The sequence below is a fragment of the Mycobacterium sp. 852002-30065_SCH5024008 genome, assembly GCF_001665645.1.
Taxonomy (GTDB): Bacteria; Actinomycetota; Actinomycetes; order Mycobacteriales; family Mycobacteriaceae; genus Mycobacterium; species Mycobacterium paraffinicum.
This window is the reverse complement of record NZ_LZSZ01000121.1, coordinates 13,957-31,042: the sequence shown is the minus strand read 5'-3', so window position 1 is coordinate 31,042 and position 17,086 is coordinate 13,957. Positions and strand designations below refer to the sequence as shown.

The window sequence follows — 17,086 nt, the reverse complement described above, 5'->3', positions numbered from 1 at the left end:
GGGCATGCCAACCCCGGGAGAACGCCAGCGATCAACCTGGACAGACAACCCCCAACGAGGGGCCGGCCACAGTTGGGATATACCGCAATCGTGCCACCGTACCTGTGCCATCTGCCCCGGCCTTCGGATCTCTCGCCACGCCGAAAGTTACTTTGCCAGCACAGTAAATCGTCGGCCACCATCGAGTCAAGTGGCACTCGATAACCGGGCTCACCGAGGCTGTGCGCCTAGCAGGTGGTGACCCCGCTAGACAGCGGTGTCGGCGGACGGGTCAGCCTCCGGGTCCGTTGGGCCACTTCAGCAATGAGCCGCCGTCGACCCGGATTTGCTGTCCGGTGATGTAACGGCTCTCATCGCTGGCAAGGAAGACGCCTAAGTTGGCCATATCGTCAGGCTCGATGTACGGAATCGGCATGGCCTGAAAGAGGGTGAACAGCGGTTCGGCATCCTCGCGACTGGCCTGCTTACCCTGCTGCGTGAGGTCGGGACGGAACATGCCATACATGCCGTCGTTCTGCAACAGATGCGTGTTGCAGTTCGTGGGATGGATCGCATTGACGCGAATCATCCGGCTTGCCAGCGCCAACGACATCTCTTCGACGTACCCGATGAGGACCCGCTTGCTCCAGCCGTAACCTCGCCCGCCGGGACCCATGTTCGGGTTGTCGGTGGTGCCGCTGATCATGCCCGCGGTCGACCCGGTGATGATCACCGAGGCACCATCGGTCAGATGCGGAACCGTCACTGCAACGGTGTTCATCACACCTAGAAGGTCGACGTCACTTGCGTCGACGAAAGACATCGCATCGTGAGGACGTCCCATGGACATGGGAAGGATGCCAGCGTTCGCAACGACGACGTCGATATGGTCGAACTCTACAAGCCCGGCTTCGACGGCCTCCCGTAGTTCGTGGCGCTCCCGCACATCGCTGATCCGCGCAACGACTCGTCGCCCCACTTCCTTCACCGATCGCTCAGTTTCCGCTAGATCGTCGGGTGCGGCTAAATGATATGGGTTAGAGGGAATGTCGCGGCAGATGTCGACGGCGATGATGTCCGCTCCCTCCTTCGCCATCGCGACCGCGTGGGCGCGCCCTTGGCCACGAGCCGCTCCCGTGATGAATGCGACTTTTCCTTCCAGACGACCCGGCACCCGAAACTCCTCACGCTGGTTTGAGCTTTCTCCCTATGCCCAAATATTTGTTCCGAGCCTATACTGCCGGCCCGCTCAGAGCAACTCAAAAGTGTTCATAGGCCGAAAGTTTGAGCTCGTCGGGCGTATTCCGTCGGTTCTGATGCGTAAACATTGCGGACAATACGCTTCCGTTCGACCAGCTCCCCCTTGAGCCGGCACACAAGGCTGAACCCGATTGCGTCCGCAACGGCAATCGAATCGCAGCGTTAAGGACGTCACCGAGTCTGCACGGTTTTCGTCAACACCAACGCTGCTTCGTTGTAGGGGAACAATCGGTAGAACAGCCGGGGCGCCGGCGCGATGAGTGGTGCGGCCTCGGCCTTGCTTACGATCCGGGGACTGGTCAACGCGACAGCTTTGCCCCACTTGTGCAGCACTGTCGGCCCGCCGGCCAATACGTTCTTGAGCCAATCCGATTCGAGCCCGTACCCGATCAGAATGGCGAAGCCGTTCTGGGTCTTGAAAACTAAGAGGGGCGTTCGATATCGCCTACCTGACTTACGTCCGATGTGCTCGAGAGTCCCCAAGCATGGAAGCCACGGCGTCAGCGAGCGAGCCACAGGATTGGTGACATGACGATGGAATTCTGCGACAGCACGGGGCACTCGCATAAACGTCCTTTCCGCGACGTGCGGCTTCTTTCAAGCTCTGGGGCGCTTCGGTATCACGCTTGAGGCCGATCCCATGCCGGCTCGCCTAACTTGGCGCGTATCGCACCCCACGGGTCAGCGTAGTGACCCGGGGCATTTCGATACGGCGAGCGTCGCGCCATGGCGAGTCGCACGATCGGGGCGATGAGCCGACCCGGGTAGTGCAACAACCGGTACTTCTTAGCCAACTCGGCCCGCAGGTCGGACCACGAATGATGCTGGAACTGCAACGCCTCTTGGGCACGGGTGGTGTCCATCCAGTCGGTTACGAACCAGTCGTCGTCGCTGTCCGGATCGCCGGGGCGGCCAGGTGGCATGGCGCCCGGCAAGCCCAGAGCCGCCACGAGACCCGCGGTGACTTCGGCATAGGTCAGTCGATGGGAGTCGTCGCCGCCTATCAGCAGGATCTCGCGAGCGACGTCGGCGGTGGTTGCCGCGGCAAACGCCCAGGCGACGTCGCGAACATCCACTGTCTGCACCCGACCGTCACTGGGCAGTGCGGCTTGAAAGTACATCGCATCGGCGGTGACTGGCAGTGCCCCTAGATCGGGGCTGAGTACGGCCCCGAGTCGCAGGACCACCCATTCCAGGGTCGACCCCCGCACAAGCTGCTCGGCCTCGGACTTCTGGCCGCTGTAGACGTCGTAGGGACGCATCGGCTCCTCGGCCCGCAAGGGGGGAGTCGTGCGGTGCGGATTGCGGGGGCCCATCACGGTGATGCTCGACGCGTGGACGAACCGCGGTTGCTTCGGTAGCGCCTCGACGATGCGAACCAGATTTGCGGTGCCGTCCACGTTCACCCGTCGTCCGACCTTCGGTATCGGGTAGATCGCCGGTGCAATCACCGCTGCGAGATGGACGATTGCATCAGGGGCGGTCTCCGCCACAAGGCGCTGAACTTGCGCGGAATCGGTGAGGTCGGCTCCCCGGAACTCAACGCCGCTAGGAAGTTTCGCGGCCGCCTTCCGGTTGGCCGGCGTGTCGAGGTCCGTGGCCACCACACGGCGGCCGCCGAGTTCGGCCAGTCTCCGCACGGTTTCCGAGCCCACCAGGCCTAAGCCGCCGGTAACGAGAACGGTGTTCGACATGGGTCTCCCGATTCAGCCGACGGGGGTGAAGGTCAGGTGCAGTTCACGTAAGCCGCGCAGGATGAAGGTCGGCTCATACTCGTAGTGGCGCTGGTTCGCCGGGCCGTGGTGTGCGTCCGAAATCGCGATATCCGCCATGCGGTCCAGCACTCTGTTCATCGAAATCCGGCCCTCCGCCCTCGCCAGCGGAGCACCTGGGCACGAGTGGACGCCGCGGATGAAGGCAATCTGTTCGCGCACATTCGGCCGATCCGCGTCAAAAGTATTAGGAAAGTTGAACTTCCGTTCGTCGCGGTTACATGCTCCGGGCAACAGCATGACCGTTGTCCCGGCGGGCACCTCCACTCCGCCGACCGTGGTCGTTTTGCGCGCCATTCTGAAGTGGGCTTTGACGGGGCTTTCCATGCGCAACGTTTCTTCGAGAAATGCCGGAATTTTGGTTCGGTCCTCCCGAAGCGACGCTTGGAGTTCCGGGTTCTCACCGATGACACGTACCGCCGCGCTGACGAGTTTGGTAGTAGTCTCTGTTCCCGCGGCAAAGAGGAAGGTCGACAAGTTCATCACGTCCTCGATATCGGGCGTCGACTCATCCTCGTACTTCGCCTGGGCCAACTCGGTCAATACATCACCTCGCGGCGAGCGCCTGCGGTCCTCGATGTAGGCGTAGAACTTCTCGTTGAGCCATTGCAAGGGGTTGTGCGCTGTTGTTCCCTCCCCGAGCTCCCCCGCAACCTGGGTCCCGAATTGCGCTTTGAACTCCTCATGATCTTCTTGAGGGACACCCAGGAGGTCGGCGATCACAAGCAGGGAAAAGGGTTTTGCGTAATCTGCCAGGAACTCGCAACTACCTCGCTCGAGGAAGGTGTCCAACTGCTCGTCCGCCAGCCGCCACATGAACTCCTCGTTCTCTTTCAGGCGCTTCGGAGTGATCAACCTGTTCATCAGGCTTCTGGTCCGAGTGTGCAGCGGCGGGTCTTGATTGGAGATGTGCTCTGCCATGGGGGCAATATGGCGATGCTCCTCGATCAGATCGGAGACGTCGTCGGCCCCATCGGGACCGAAGGGGAAACCGGAGAACGGGCCCGCCAGCGAGTTGCACGACGAGAAGAAGGCAGGGTCCTTGTAGACCGCAAGAGCTTCTTCGTATCCGGTAATCGCCATCACATTGAATGGGGTTGCCTGGGCCACTGGACATTTCGACCGCAGATGGGCGAAGTAGTGGTAGGGGTCGGACACCAGCGATTGATCGGTGAAAAAGTCAACCGCGTCGAAATCTGTCATGCGCTTCGTCTCATTCCTGTCAATGAACATAAGTCAGCGATCAGCCGGAGAGCGGCTCACTCCCCCGCACCGCACGGAGTCACCAAACTCTCAGGCCGGGTCGAACAACACCGGCAGTGACGACGGTGAGCGGAAGACCATGCCGCGGATGTGCGGGTCGTGGCCGTCGGGGTCGAGGCGCAGGTTGGGTAGTCGGTCCAGTAACAGGTTGATGGCAGTGCGCATTTCCAGTCGGGCAAGGTGCATGCCCAGGCACACGTGGACTCCATAACCCCAGCTGATGGGAACTTTCGCTTGCCGGAAGATGTCGAACTGGTCGGGGTTGACATACCGATCTTCTTGGCGGTTGGCCGCGCCGAGCATCGGCATGACCGACGATCCCTGAGGGATCGGCACTCCGGCCAATTCGGTGTCGCGCGTGGCGACGCGAGTGATGTTGAGCAGGGGCGCATCCCAGCGCACGGCTTCTTCGATCGCTTGGGGTATCAGTGACCGGTCGGCGCGGATGGCATCGAGTTGGTCAGGATGGGTGAGAAGCGCGAACAGCAAGGTGCCCAGGGAGCGGTACGTGGTTTCCACGCCGGCCGGAAGAAGTAGCCGGATGAAAGAGTAGATGTCCTCGTCCTCGAGTTTTTGTCCGTCGATATCGGCGGCCGCCAGGCTGCTGATCAGGTCCTCACGGGGCTCCGCCCGACGCGCCTCCAGGATCGGGGTGAAATAGTCGACGAGCGCCTTCGACGCCGCCAGGCCGCGTTCGGGGTAGACGGTATAGCTCAGCATGGAGATCGACCAGCGCTGGAACTGCGGAAAGTCCTTCTCCGGCAGGCCGAGAAGTGCGGCGATGATGCGGCTTGGATAAGGGAACGTGAAGGTTTTCACCAGATCGGTGTCGCCGTCGGCGGCGAATCCGTCGATCAGCTCGTTGCCGATGCGGCCCACGATCTCGTCTTCCCAACGAGCTAGAGCTTTTTGGGTGAAGGCTTTGGTCACTAGCGAGCGCAGCCGGCCGTGGATGGGTTCATCCATACCCAGCATCACGCCATGGCCGAGGACGTCACCGAAGATCTGAATCACGGCGCGGGACGAGAAGGTTTCGTCGTCGCGCAGCATGGTCTGGATGTCCTCGTGGCGGTAGACGATGAAGACGGGTTTGCCTTCCTCGCCGGGCAGCATCGACGTTTCGATCCGGTGGATCGGGGTTTCGTGACGCTGTTTGGCCAATTCCGGGTAGGGGTCACGGACATTGCCGGAGACGACGTCGTCGAATGCGGCGAAGTCTTCGAGTGCGTCAAACAGCTCTGACATGGTGCTCCTGTCCAGTCGCGGGATAAGCCACGGATTTGATTTCGGTGTATTGGTGCAATCCCGCCAGCCCGTTCTGGCGTCCGGCACCGCTGGCCTGATAACCCCCGAGGGTGGCATCGACGAGCTGGCCGTCAATCATCATCTTCGACTCGAACGCCACCGTTGTTGCTGCCTTAGTCACTGTGCTCACGCTCCTTCGGGGCGGACTGTGTCGGTGAAAACCGCATCGCCAGCGACGCCAGTCGGTTCATGACTGGCTGCGGCAGCACCTTGGCGGCCGACACCATCAGCCGCTGTGCGGTGGTGAGCGGCCACGCCCCGTCACGCATTGACCCAAAGCGAGGGATCCCAAGGATCATTCGGGACATGAGGTGCATACCCTTCGCGGGTAGCACTCGGTTCAGGACCAGCAACATCGAGGCGTCGGGGCCTACGCCGCGGCGGCGAAAGGGGCCTTCGTCGGCCAACGCTTTGACCACCCCTTCGGTGAAGAGCTCTGGCGAGCGCGCGAACTTGATCGCATACCGGCCGCGGCTGTTCATGGTCTGGTGAAGGCGGGCGTATGGACCGGCGAAGTCACGGTCGTCGTTGGTGCCGGCGTCGGTGATGATGTCCGTCTCGTACGTACCGGTGACCAGGACGGTCACGCCGATCCCGAACGGTGCGACTTCGAACGCCAGTGACTCTCCCCAGCGTTCCATCGCACCCTTGCTCGCCGAGTAGGGCCCCGTGCCGGGCTGCCCGCGCACGCCCGCCGCGCTGCCGACGAGGACGATCCGGCCCCGACCTGCTGCCCGCATCGACGGCAACAGCGCTTTGGTGAAAGCCACCGGCGCGATCACATGGGTGGTGAACATGTTGTGCCACAACGCCGTATCGGTCTCTTCGACCATACCGGCCGCTGATATGCCGGCGTTGTGCACGATGGCGTCTGGCGCACCGACGCGCTCCACGATCACTTTGGCGGCAGCGGCGATCGACGCGGCATCCATCAAGTCGAGCTGGACGCCGATGAGCCGGTCGTCGTCTTCGGTCGCTCCCACCGCGTTGCGCAACGAGGCCATGCCCTGCGCGGGCGTCCGCATGGTGGCGATCACACGCCACCCCTCGCGGTAGAGGCGGACCGCAGTCGCGAAACCCAGGCCCCGCGAGGCACCCGTGATGACGACGCTACGAGGTTCAGGCACCGGAGTCTTTTGTCGCGCAACGGTTGCTCTTCGAGCCCAGCTGTACGTCGGGGCGGCCGTGTGGCAGTGCGTACTGCCAGGTGGACCACTTACCCACGGAGTAGGGCCCCTTGGCGCCGTTTTCCTCGTAATAGCCCTGCGGGTCAAAGACTTTGGCTTCGGGGTACGGCCACGGGCACGCCACCGACGTGGCGGCGCCGCTTGCCTTGATCGCCCAGAACCAGCCGCCGTAGGCGAAGTAGGAAACGTTGATGATCACGAACATCACCAGGAAGGTGCCGAGCACGGGCCGCGCCGGGAACAGCTTCGCCTTGGCGGCCAGCTTCTCTGCCACCGGCCTACCGGTGTCATCGCGGTAGACCAGGATCGCGGCCGGGATCATCACGAACGTCACCCCCAGCGATTCCCAGATCAGCGGGAACTGGAAAGTCGTTCCGGTGAAGATCGACCCGAACGGGATGACCTGCGAGTAGATGTAGAGACCGGTCTTGATCGACCCGACCTCGAGAACAGCGTCGAAGATGAACCCGATCACCAGCACGAGTCCACCGAGGCTGATGAGCGGATGCCTACTGACGAAGGCCTGCGGGTCGCGCGCGGCCTGCAGCTTGCGCAGTACCCACACCGCCGCGAAATACGGGCCGAAATAGAATGTGACATAACCGAATACGATGAAGGGCTCGACCGTCGGCGACATCATGATGAGAATCCAGGACTCCGGCCAGTGCAGGAGATCCGGGTTGTACACCGCGTAGGGCGCCCAGTTCATGATGGGGTCCTGCCAAACGATCAATGTCGTGACCAAGAACATCAGCATCACTGGACTGCCCGGGTTGCGACGCCAGCCGACGATGAAGACGACGACCAGGGCCACGAGCATCAGTGCCGTCGCCACCTGGATGAAGCCCATCCATCCGGTGAAACCGAAAAGGAATTCGACCGGGCGCGGTCTGCCAACGGTGTTGGGATTGGCGACTCGCGGATCGAGCTTGGTGCGCGACACCGCGAGGAAGAGGCCGACGAACGCGAGCAGTCCGATGCCGGCCAGCCACGAACCTATGCTGCCAGTGCCTCTCCGTCCGGGGGCCGATTGCTGCTTGGCATCCAGCACTGGCGTCGATTCTCCGGTACCCATGCGTTCACTCCTGACCAAATCGGTCGACTAGGTGCGAGTTGACACCGTCGGCGTCCAACGTGCGGGCGACGAGGTACCCCGCGCCCATCCAGGCTCGGCGGGTCCACTTTCCGAATGACACTCGCGTGCCCGGCGCACCGGAAGCTGCGGGCATCATCTTCACCCGCTCGAGCGCTTCTTTGACTCCGCGCGGGCTCAACGGGTGGGCATCGGCAAATGCACGCACCAGAGTCGACGCGATGTCGTGGTTGACCACGGACACGCAATATTCGGGACGGTTGCCGTGCTTTGCCTCGTAGCGATCGAGGAATTCCTGTCCGAGTTTGTTGGCCTCGTCGTATTGGTCGACACCGATCCAACCCATGAACGCCTTCCACATCACCGGGTTGATCCAGGCGTTCTGCCACGCGGTGGTCGAGAAGCGCGGAGGGTCCCAGTTCACGGCTTCCAGGGCTGGGTTGACGAAGACGATGCCGAAGCCGAAGCCGAAGTGCACGATCGACTCGGCCTGCGCATCGTGCAGGGCACGGACCGCTGCGTTGATGTCCTGTGCCGTCTGGGCAATGGACACCTCGGCGACGATCCGGAGGCCTTTGCGCGCGCAGGCGCGCCGGAAATTGCCCATGTAGGTCTCGCCGATCAGGCTCTGCTCGACCAGGACACCAACCGTGCTCAACCCCCGCTTGGCGATGAGGTCGGCGAGGAAGATGGGTTCATCGGTCATGGAGCCCTGGGGGAACGAGAACGTCCACTCACCCAGCCAGTCGTCGGTCCCGGTCACGCTGAGCGCCGGCACCTTGAAACGCTCTTCGATCGCCTCGCGCATCGGGACGACGTTGTCAGTGATGTTGGGGCCGAACACCACCAGGCAGCCCTCGTCGACAAGTTCGGCGTAGGCGTCGATCACAGCCTTGACCGTGCCTTTAGGCAGACCCTCGACCTCTTTGTAGATCACCTGTACCGACCGGTCCAGCAATCCCTTCTCGACGGCATCTTCGAAGACGAGGTCGAGGGACTGAACGAACGAGTCCAGCAGATCTTTTGGGAAATCTGCAGCGAGCGTGAAGTCCATGAGATAGCCGACTTTGATCGGGTCGGTTTTGCTCTCATAGGACACCGCTACCTCCCAATTATCAAACCTAATATTTGTTCATACACTAACGTCCAGCCCTGTGCACCGTCAATCAGTTCCGCTGACAGACGCTCCCAGGTAGATCTCGATCATCTCGTTGAGACCGCGGGACACGATCACATCGTCAGTGAGCGGTCCCGCGATCGCGGCTCGTGCGGCATCCTCGATGGACAGGCCTTCGGTGATCAACTGGCCCGCGGCTATGAGGACGCGGGTGGAGGCCACCTCGCGGAGCCCACCGGCCTCCAGGCGGCGGATCGCTTGGCCGAAGCGAACCAGGGCGGCAGCAGTCGCCGGGTCGACGCCCGACTCGTGCACGACGATCCCTTCCTCGAACTCGGCGGCGGGATAACCGAAGTCGATCGCGACCATGCGCTGCCTGGTCGAGTCTTTGAGGTCCTTCAGCACGCTCTGATATCCGGGGTTGTACGAGACGACGAGAGCGAAGCCCGGCGCGGCGTCGAGAGTGATGCCCAGACGCTCGATCGGCAGTTGACGACGGTGATCGCCGAGCGGGTGCAGCACAACCGTCGTGTCTTGGCGAGCTTCCACAATCTCATCGAGGTAACAGATCGCTCCCTCGCGGACCGCTCGTGTCAACGGCCCATCAACCCATACTGTTTCATTGCCGCGGAGCAGGTAGCGTCCCACCAAGTCGGCGGTGGTCAGATCGTCATGACACGACACCGTGATCAACGGCCGACCAAGGTCGTGGGCCATCGCCTCCACGAAGCGGGTCTTGCCGCAGCCGGTGGGACCCTTCAAGAGCAGCGACAGCCCCCTTCGGTAGGCCGCCTTGAAAATCGCTTCTTCATTGCCCACCGACCGGTAGTAAGGGCGAGCCGGATCGGCTTGTGGCCCGGCACCATTCCGCTGCGCGAGCCCGGCCTCGTCGTTCATCCGACCCTTCCTTCGTCCGCACCGTTGCGGCCACGTCGCCGAGCACCCTCGGACCCAGACATGCAGCTTAATCGGAACAGATGTTTGTTTTCAACCACTCGCCAAGGGCTTGACCCATGCCGAACCGACGACCACGGCGAGCGCGATCCGATGAGGCGCTCTTCATGACACTCGTTTCTGCACTTCGGCGGCCCGCACCGCCGATCTGAACAACGGTCCGATGACACCTGCGAGTTGTTCGGGCCGGCCAACCGCCGCATGCGCTGTGCTGCCGAAAATCTTCCTCAGTGATCCGACGTCCGTCGCCGCCCCTACAGTCAGGCAGACACAGCCGATTCCACGACACCGAGCCTCGTCGAGCGCACGGCGAGCGTCGGCCGCACCGTAGGCACGTTCGTAACCGTGATCGTAGGCGAGCCCGTCGGACAACACGACGAGCAATCGTCGCGGTGTTCCGCCGCGCTGCTCGAGCACGTTTGAACCGTGCCGTATCGCTGCGCCCAGGCGCGAGTATGCGCCAGGTTCGAGACTGTTCAAGCGCCTGAACAGCCCTGCATCGATGTGGTCGTCGAAACGCTTGATAGGCACCAGGGTCACCGCCGCCCGGCCCTGGGAATAATAGCCGTACAACGACACTCGGTCACCCAGATCATGCAGCGCGACGACGAGGTGGGCCGCCGAGGTTCGCTGTTGTTGGTGAACAGTCCGCCCCAGCGTCCCGGGCTCCGCGGCCGAACCTGAAATGTCCAGCAGAACAAGGACTGACAGATCGCGCTGCCGCCGCAGGCTGTCGAGATACACCGCATCGGAGGGCGCTGATCCCGCCAGTATCTCGACCCGCGTTTCCACGGCCGCGTCAATGTCGATGTCGTCGCCCTGATACTGACGATGCCGCCGGTGCAAGCCCATGCCGAGCCTCGCGAGAGGCCGCCGCACCCCGATAGAACCCTCGATGCTCTGCGTCGCGAAAGGCTTGACTGTTGGCTCGATCTCGCGAACGGTGCACCAGTCCGGACGATATGCGCCGCGGGTCGCGTCCCACTCTGGCAACTTCACACCATCGTGTTTCACGTCCGTGAAGGCCGCAGCAGCCTTTGCAGCTGTCGACAACACCGCGTTGGCGCCGCGGTTGGCCGCGTTCGTGTGGTGAGTCGGCGTATCTGCTCCTGGCGGGCCACCGCCGCCCTTCCCCGACTTTCGCGACGACGAAAGCATCTTCTTGAGCCACTTACCGATGAAGCCACCACCGCCGACCGTGCTGGTGAACATGTCGGGATCGTCGCTGTCGTCAACCGCATCGTCGGCGAGTTCTTCCAGTACGCCCTTAGCCTCTCTGCGTGCGACGTGACCGGGGCTCGCGTCAGGCAGCTCGGCATGATTGGGGGTCGCGATCAGGTTCTTCGCGCGAATGACTCCGAAATTCAGGGGCGGCGCGGCGACTACATCTTTGGCAGCGGCAATGGCCAGCGAGTTCGCGGCTGAGCAGCTCAGGGCCGCGAGCTCGCGATCAGCCAGGGTAGTCAACATCGCAGGCAGCAGGTCGTCGTTGGCGACCAATGCCCGATGCGCTTCGACGGCAAGGTAGCGGCGAGCAAGCTTGGGATGCCTGATCAGCCGGTTGACGATATCCTGCGTCAGGCTGTTCGCCGCAAGCATCGACGCGTGAACGGCGACCGCCTCCACATTGGCGCGAGATTTTGCGGACGGGTCCACGTACACGGTCCGTCCGTCGGTCCACGACAGGTCACCGGCGCTACCAGCGGCTACGGCCACTGGGCGCCCCGCGAGCGCCGACGCCAACATACCGAGCGACTGCACTCGCTCGTCGTCGACGACCCCTCTCACCCGACAACCCTCCACGCACCATGCATCTTGACCTAATAATTGTTACACCGTAGGGTCCGATATCAGTCGAGTCAATCAACCGTCAGGCCGGATGAGGGTGTTCGAACAACGTGGATTTCTCGTACCCGCAAGAGGCTGAGGGGTTATGCCCGAAGTCACGCGGATGGCTGTCCGCCCGTCTCACCGCGCCCGGGATCGATGCCGGCGCACAGCGCAGCAATCACCGCGAGGCGATCGACAGTCCGCGCGCGCGGAGCGCAATGATCGCCGTTGCCGACGGAGCTGCAGGTCCTCCTTCTCGCCAAGATGGTGGACGCGGCCCAACTTCCGAAGTGATCACAATGATGGCCGGAACCATCAAGGTCGCAACGCACGACCGGACTGATCCTTCTTACGACCGTCCCCTCCGGGCATCGCGGTCAACCTCACCGACATGAGGCCGTGCCCCAGTCGGCACACTGGACGTCAGATAGCAGCATCGTCGCAGCTCGGGTCGCGTTCGATAAGATGCTCCAAGGTGTATACCAGCGTGATGATCGGCGAAGGAGGACTTTGCGATGGCGGACGCCTTGGAGCGCAACTCCACCCGTAGCCGGTCCGGAAGCAAGAACATCCGTCGCAATGGCCAGCTCGCCTCGGTCGCGGACCAACAGTCGGTCGACGCCACCCGCCGCACCGAAATCCTGAGAACGGCAAGCGCCGTCGTCGCCGCTAAGGGTCTAAGGACATCGCTGCAAGAGATCGCCGACGCCGCGGGCATTCTGGCCGGCAGTCTCTATCACCATTTTGAGTCAAAAGAGGCTATCTTCGTCGAACTCATCCGGCGCTATCATGCCGATTTGGATCGTATCGGTGACGTTGCCCTCGAACGTGTCGACGAACCAGACCGTCGTCCAGTGGCAGACCAGATCACCACACTTGCGTGTGAAATCGCACGCTGCGCTGTGGAACATCGTGCGGCGCTTCAGATGTCGTTCTACGAGGGCCCCAGTAACGATCCCGAGCTTGTCCAACTGGCTAAGCGCCCGCCGGCCAAGATCCAGGCCGCGATGGTGCAGGCGCTCCGCGCTGGCCTTTGGAGCGGCTATATCCGACCTGACTTCGATTTGCCGACTTTGGCCGACCGCATCTGCCAGAGCATGCTGCACGCTGGTCTCGATCCCGTCCGACACAACGCATCCGTCGACGAGGTGGCCAAACTGAAGAGTCGGATCCTGCTGGAAGGCCTTGCAATCAACTCCCCTGCCGACGCCGACCTCGACAAGTCGGAGGCACTCACTATGGCGAAGGACGTCATCGAGAGTTGGATCGACACCGACGACGACAGCGATCTCAAGGCTGCTCACCTGCGGGCGGTCGCGCGCGCCGAATTCGGTCGGCGCGGATACGAAATGACGACAGTTCGCGACATCGCCGCCGCGTCGGGATTGGGCACCGGGACGGTTTACCGGTTGATCGGTTCCAAGGACGAGCTGTTGCTGTCCATCATGCTCGAGTTCGGACGCAAGGTTGGCGGTGCCTGGACGGACATCGTCCGTTCGGATTCGACGACCGTGGAGAAACTCGACGCGCTGAGTTGGCTGAACATCAATGCCTTGGACCAATTCCCCGACGAGTTCCGGATTCAGTTGGCTTGGCTGCGCCAAACACCTCCCGACACGTCCAACCCGGCATGGTCTTTCACCACGCGGATTCGACAGATGAAAGCGCTTCTTGCCAAAGGTGTTCGTGCAGGCGAGATACGGACCGAGCGCACAGCAACGGAGCAACTGGCTCGATGCATCATTGGAGAACAGTGGATTCCAGAAAACATTCTTCGAGACATCGGCACGCGGAAATCGCTTCTTCTCGCTCGAGATACCACCCTGCGGGGAATCGCTGTCCGCGACAAGTGAGCTTCGCTGCTACGAAATCGTCGTGATTGGCGATGACGGCAGGATCACCCGATGGGGGGCTACTTCGATCTCGACCTCACAGTTCAAACTCCTTCAAGGCGAAGACATCAGCGTGATGGTTTCAGCCGCGTCCCGACGTGACTGAAGGGCGACGGGTACCGGGCCGAGTATCGACGGAACGCAGAACGCGGAACGCGACGATCAACGAGGTTGACGAGGAAGTGTCGAAAACAATCGCCGACTCTGGGCGCACCGAGACAAACCTGATGTCGGGACGTGCCAGAATCTGGCTTCTCGTGGTCTGTTCGATGGGCGTACTACTGGTCATTTCGTCGATGGTGGCGCTGAACGCCGCGTTGGGCGCTATCGCGAAGGAAACCCTTGCGACGCAGTCGCAATTGACGTGGATAGTCGACGGTTACACGCTGGTGATGGCCTGCCTGCTGCTGCCTGCCGGCGCATTGGGGGATCGGTACGGGAGGCGCACGGTTCTCCTGATCGGACTCGTCATCTTCGCCTCCGCATCGCTGGCGCCCCTCTATTTCGGCAGCCCAACATCCCTCATCATTGCGCGCGGTGCCACAGGAGTAGGCGCGGCAGCCATACTGCCCGCTACCCTCTCGTTGCTGACTGCGGCTTATCCGGAGGAAGAGCGCAATAAGGCAATTGGCATCTGGGCCGGCGTGTGCGCGTCGAGTGCGATAGTCGGCTTCATGGGGACCGCGATACTCACGCAGTTCGGTCCGTGGCAGATCATCTTCTGGGCATTCGTCGGAGCAGCCGCTCTGCTGTTCGCCTTCGCCCTCACCATCCCGTCTTCGAAGGATCCGGAGGCAACCCCTGTCGACTGGTTGGGCGCCCTGCTTATCGGTTCAGCGGTAGCAGTCTTCGTCTTCGGCGTTATCGAGGCTCCCCTTCGCGGATGGAGCAACCCCAGTGTGTATGGCTGCCTCGCCGGTGGAATCCTGCTCGCCGTCTTCTTCGGTTTAGTCGAACTGCGCCGCAAGCATCCACTGCTTGACATCCGTGTATTCAGAAGACCTGACATGCTGACCGGCTCCATCAGCATGACAACCTTGTTCTTCGCTATTTTCGGGTTCTTCTTTTTGATCATGCAGTACATGCAACTCGTGATGGGTTACAGCCCACTGCAAACCGCTATGGCGCTATGCCCCCTGGCGATCCCGCTCCTCGTCTGTGCCGCGCTCACCCAGTGGTACCTACCCCGCCTAGGGTTACGTATTTCCGTAGCAGCGGGACTCGCGATACTGGCAGCAGGACTCTTATGCATGCGCCTGCTCAATGTCGACTCGACGTACTTTGACCTGGCATGGCCGATGTTCGTCCTCAGCACCGGCATGGGCATTTGCAATGCGCCCTCAACCACCGCCATAACAGGATCGGTCCCGTTAGGTAAGCAAGGCGTAGCCTCTGCAATCAACGACACGACGAGGGAGATTGGCGGTGCGCTGGGCATTGCCCTCGCCGGATCAATCCTCGCTGCGGGATACAGCCACGCACTCGTCTCCAACGTCGCGATTCTGCCACCGACGATCAGGGAACCGGCTCTCGGTTCGCTTGCACAAGCGCTGACGATCGCCGACCGTCTGGGACCGCAAGGACGCGATTTGTCCAGGCACGCGAAAGACGCCTTCATGCTCGCGATGCACTCATCTCTACTGATGCTGGGCTTGGTCGTATTGATTTCTGCTGCCGCCGTTGCCATCTGGGGACCCGGACGCGAGGGGCGACAATTGCGAATCGTCCGGCGCTTCACAACCAACCGAGCTCAGAACCCCATGGCCGACAACAACCCATCCGACGCATCAACTGGGGATGCGCGCGAAAGCCGGGACGTACCAACAATCTCGGAGCAACAGCGCTAGCTGTTGCCGCCTAGCGCTGTTGCGACTGCACAACATCCCCTCGTACGCGACGAGTTCGCCGCGCTTCTGGTAGCAGCCGTGAACGAGGTGGGATGGATGACCATGGCGCGGGGTGATCCGTCTTGGATGGGCCGCGAGGATGAGCTTCCCTCGTCACTGCGGTCCTGGGGGGATGGGGCGACGAGTGCTTGACGTCAGACCGCCACAGTGTCCGCCGTGAGGACGTGCCACACGGTCGCGCAGCTCGGGAGACCTTCGTCGACTAGAAGCCTTCCTTGATATGTACTACCGCGCGGCCCGAAAACTTCCCGGCGCGTACCTGGTCGAGCACCTCGATCACATCCTTGACAGGGACGTCGTGCACGACGTCGGACAGATACCGCGGCTTGCTCGATCCTCCCAACTGATCCCACAATTCGCGGCGGGCGCCGATGGGCAATTGCACGGAGTCGATGCCCAGCAATGCCACTCCGCGCAGGATGAACGGCATGACCGTGGTCTTAAGGCCCGCGCCTCCGGTCAACCCGCTGGCCGCAACGGCGCCGCCGTACCGCACGGTGCTGAGAACGTCGGCGAGGGTAGCGCCTCCGACGCAATCGACCGCTCCGGCCCAGCGGGTCTTGCCCAACGGCCGCGGCTTTGCATCAGGGTCTTCAGGCAGCCGTCCGATGACTTCGGCTGCACCCAGCGCTCTGAGTCGGTCAGCGGCACCGGGCTTGCCGGTTGACGCCACGACGTGGTAGCCCGCTGCGCTCAGCAGGTCGATGCTGACCGATCCGACGCCACCGGTCGCGCCTGTCACCACCACAGGCCCGTCATCGGGCCTGACCCCATACCGCTGCAGGGCGGCCACGCTCATGGCAGCGGTGAATCCCGCGGTGCCGATGGCAGCACCCTCGTGCGGACTGAGTGACCCGAGTTTGACCACCCAGTCGGCGGGAATCCGCGCGTATTCGGCGTAGCCCCCATGCCTGCCCGTACCGATCTCATAACCGTGGGCCAGCACCAGCTCACCCACGGAGAAGTCGTCTGAATCCGATTCCACTACCTCACCGGTGAGATCGATGCCGGGCACGATCGGATAGTTGCGTACCACCCCGCCGTTCGGCGTTAGCGCCAAGGCGTCCTTGTAATTGACGCTCGAATAATGCACTTTCACAAGAACTTCGCCGGGCGGCAGCTCGGACATGTCGAGTGTTTCGACCGCCGTGTCAAAGTGGTCTTCGTTTTTCCGTGCAACGAGGGCCTGAAAGGTGCTGTTGTGACTCATCACTACGTCTCCCTATCGGTGATCGGTGAGGACAATCGTTCGCTCTGGGCGGTTCACCGGCGCAAGCTCGCCCTTCGCCGGCCCGAGCAACGACGCGCCCCATCCGGCGCCGATTTCGGCGGGCGCGGCAGGGACGCACGATCACGAGCATCGCGAGCTTAACATTTTGAGTAACGTCAATACTTGGTTCCTGCGCATTCGCAATCCTAAAATAGGATAGTAACGCTTCCGATATTGAGAGGATGATTCTCACGTCGCCGACGAGCAGGCCGTGTGCGGCGGGCTGACGCGGCAGCATCCCGTCGTAACCGCGGAGC

14 protein-coding genes are annotated in these 17,086 nt (G+C 62.2%); 2 read left to right on the top strand and 12 right to left on the bottom strand.

The genetic code is table 11. The features are described 5' to 3' along the window. Window positions 1–271: 271 nt before the first annotated feature. The 11 genes from A5781_RS15855 to A5781_RS15810 all read right to left on the bottom strand — a co-directional run bounded on the left by A5781_RS15855 (window position 272) and on the right by A5781_RS15810 (window position 11,676). Window positions 272–1,153, bottom strand: a complete 882-nt coding sequence (locus tag A5781_RS15855; protein WP_067207917.1) for a mycofactocin-coupled SDR family oxidoreductase — start codon at window positions 1,151–1,153, stop codon at window positions 272–274. A gap of 257 nt (window positions 1,154–1,410) precedes the next feature. Further along, window positions 1,411–1,806: a nitroreductase family deazaflavin-dependent oxidoreductase gene (locus A5781_RS15850; RefSeq protein WP_067207914.1), complete on the bottom strand. Its 396-nt coding sequence runs from the start codon at window positions 1,804–1,806 to the stop codon at window positions 1,411–1,413. A gap of 53 nt (window positions 1,807–1,859) precedes the next feature. Next, complete coding sequence (locus tag A5781_RS15845) at window positions 1,860–2,933, bottom strand: NAD(P)-dependent oxidoreductase (protein WP_067207911.1); 1,074 nt, start codon at window positions 2,931–2,933, stop codon at window positions 1,860–1,862. Window positions 2,934–2,945: 12 nt separating this feature from the next. Next, a complete protein-coding gene (locus tag A5781_RS15840) occupies window positions 2,946–4,214 on the bottom strand; it encodes a cytochrome P450 (protein WP_067207960.1) in 1,269 nt (422 codons plus the stop codon). 90 nt (window positions 4,215–4,304) lie between these two features. Next, window positions 4,305–5,519, bottom strand: coding sequence for a cytochrome P450 (locus A5781_RS15835; RefSeq protein ID WP_067207907.1), 1,215 nt, complete (start codon window positions 5,517–5,519; stop codon window positions 4,305–4,307). Next, window positions 5,503–5,700, bottom strand: a complete 198-nt coding sequence (locus A5781_RS25640; protein ID WP_197503861.1) for a hypothetical protein — start codon at window positions 5,698–5,700, stop codon at window positions 5,503–5,505. The genes A5781_RS15835 and A5781_RS25640 overlap by 17 nt, the downstream gene beginning before the upstream one ends. After that, the gene (locus A5781_RS15830; RefSeq protein WP_067207903.1) at window positions 5,693–6,706 is read right to left on the bottom strand and encodes an SDR family oxidoreductase; all 1,014 of its coding nucleotides are present in this window, start codon (window positions 6,704–6,706) and stop codon (window positions 5,693–5,695) included. The genes A5781_RS25640 and A5781_RS15830 overlap by 8 nt, the downstream gene beginning before the upstream one ends. Then, window positions 6,699–7,841, bottom strand: a complete 1,143-nt coding sequence (locus tag A5781_RS15825) for a spirocyclase AveC family protein (protein WP_067207900.1) — start codon at window positions 7,839–7,841, stop codon at window positions 6,699–6,701. The genes A5781_RS15830 and A5781_RS15825 overlap by 8 nt, the downstream gene beginning before the upstream one ends. A 4-nt stretch (window positions 7,842–7,845) precedes the next feature. Then, window positions 7,846–8,958, bottom strand: a complete 1,113-nt coding sequence (locus A5781_RS15820; protein WP_067207897.1) for an ABC transporter substrate-binding protein — start codon at window positions 8,956–8,958, stop codon at window positions 7,846–7,848. Between the two features lie 63 nt (window positions 8,959–9,021). Further along, complete coding sequence (locus A5781_RS15815) at window positions 9,022–9,873, bottom strand: CbbQ/NirQ/NorQ/GpvN family protein (protein WP_067207893.1); 852 nt, start codon at window positions 9,871–9,873, stop codon at window positions 9,022–9,024. 162 nt (window positions 9,874–10,035) lie between these two features. Beyond that, on the bottom strand, window positions 10,036–11,676 hold the full coding sequence (locus tag A5781_RS15810) for a nitric oxide reductase activation protein NorD (RefSeq protein ID WP_082939373.1): 1,641 nt from the start codon (window positions 11,674–11,676) through the stop codon (window positions 10,036–10,038). A 599-nt stretch (window positions 11,677–12,275) separates the two neighbouring features. On the opposite strand from A5781_RS15810, the gene A5781_RS15805 reads away from it, so the two are divergent. Together A5781_RS15805 and A5781_RS15800 are read left to right on the top strand one after the other, a co-directional pair. Next, window positions 12,276–13,613, top strand: coding sequence for a TetR/AcrR family transcriptional regulator (locus tag A5781_RS15805; RefSeq protein WP_082939371.1), 1,338 nt, complete (start codon window positions 12,276–12,278; stop codon window positions 13,611–13,613). Window positions 13,614–13,879: 266 nt separating this feature from the next. Continuing rightward, window positions 13,880–15,499 carry an MFS transporter gene (locus A5781_RS15800; RefSeq protein ID WP_067207886.1) on the top strand — a complete coding sequence of 540 codons (1,620 nt, stop codon included), beginning with the start codon at window positions 13,880–13,882 and terminating at the stop codon, window positions 15,497–15,499. A 262-nt stretch (window positions 15,500–15,761) separates the two neighbouring features. On the opposite strand, the gene A5781_RS15795 is transcribed toward A5781_RS15800, so the two are convergent. Then, complete coding sequence (locus tag A5781_RS15795; RefSeq protein ID WP_067207883.1) at window positions 15,762–16,769, bottom strand: oxidoreductase; 1,008 nt, start codon at window positions 16,767–16,769, stop codon at window positions 15,762–15,764. Between the last annotated feature and the right edge of the window lie 317 nt (window positions 16,770–17,086).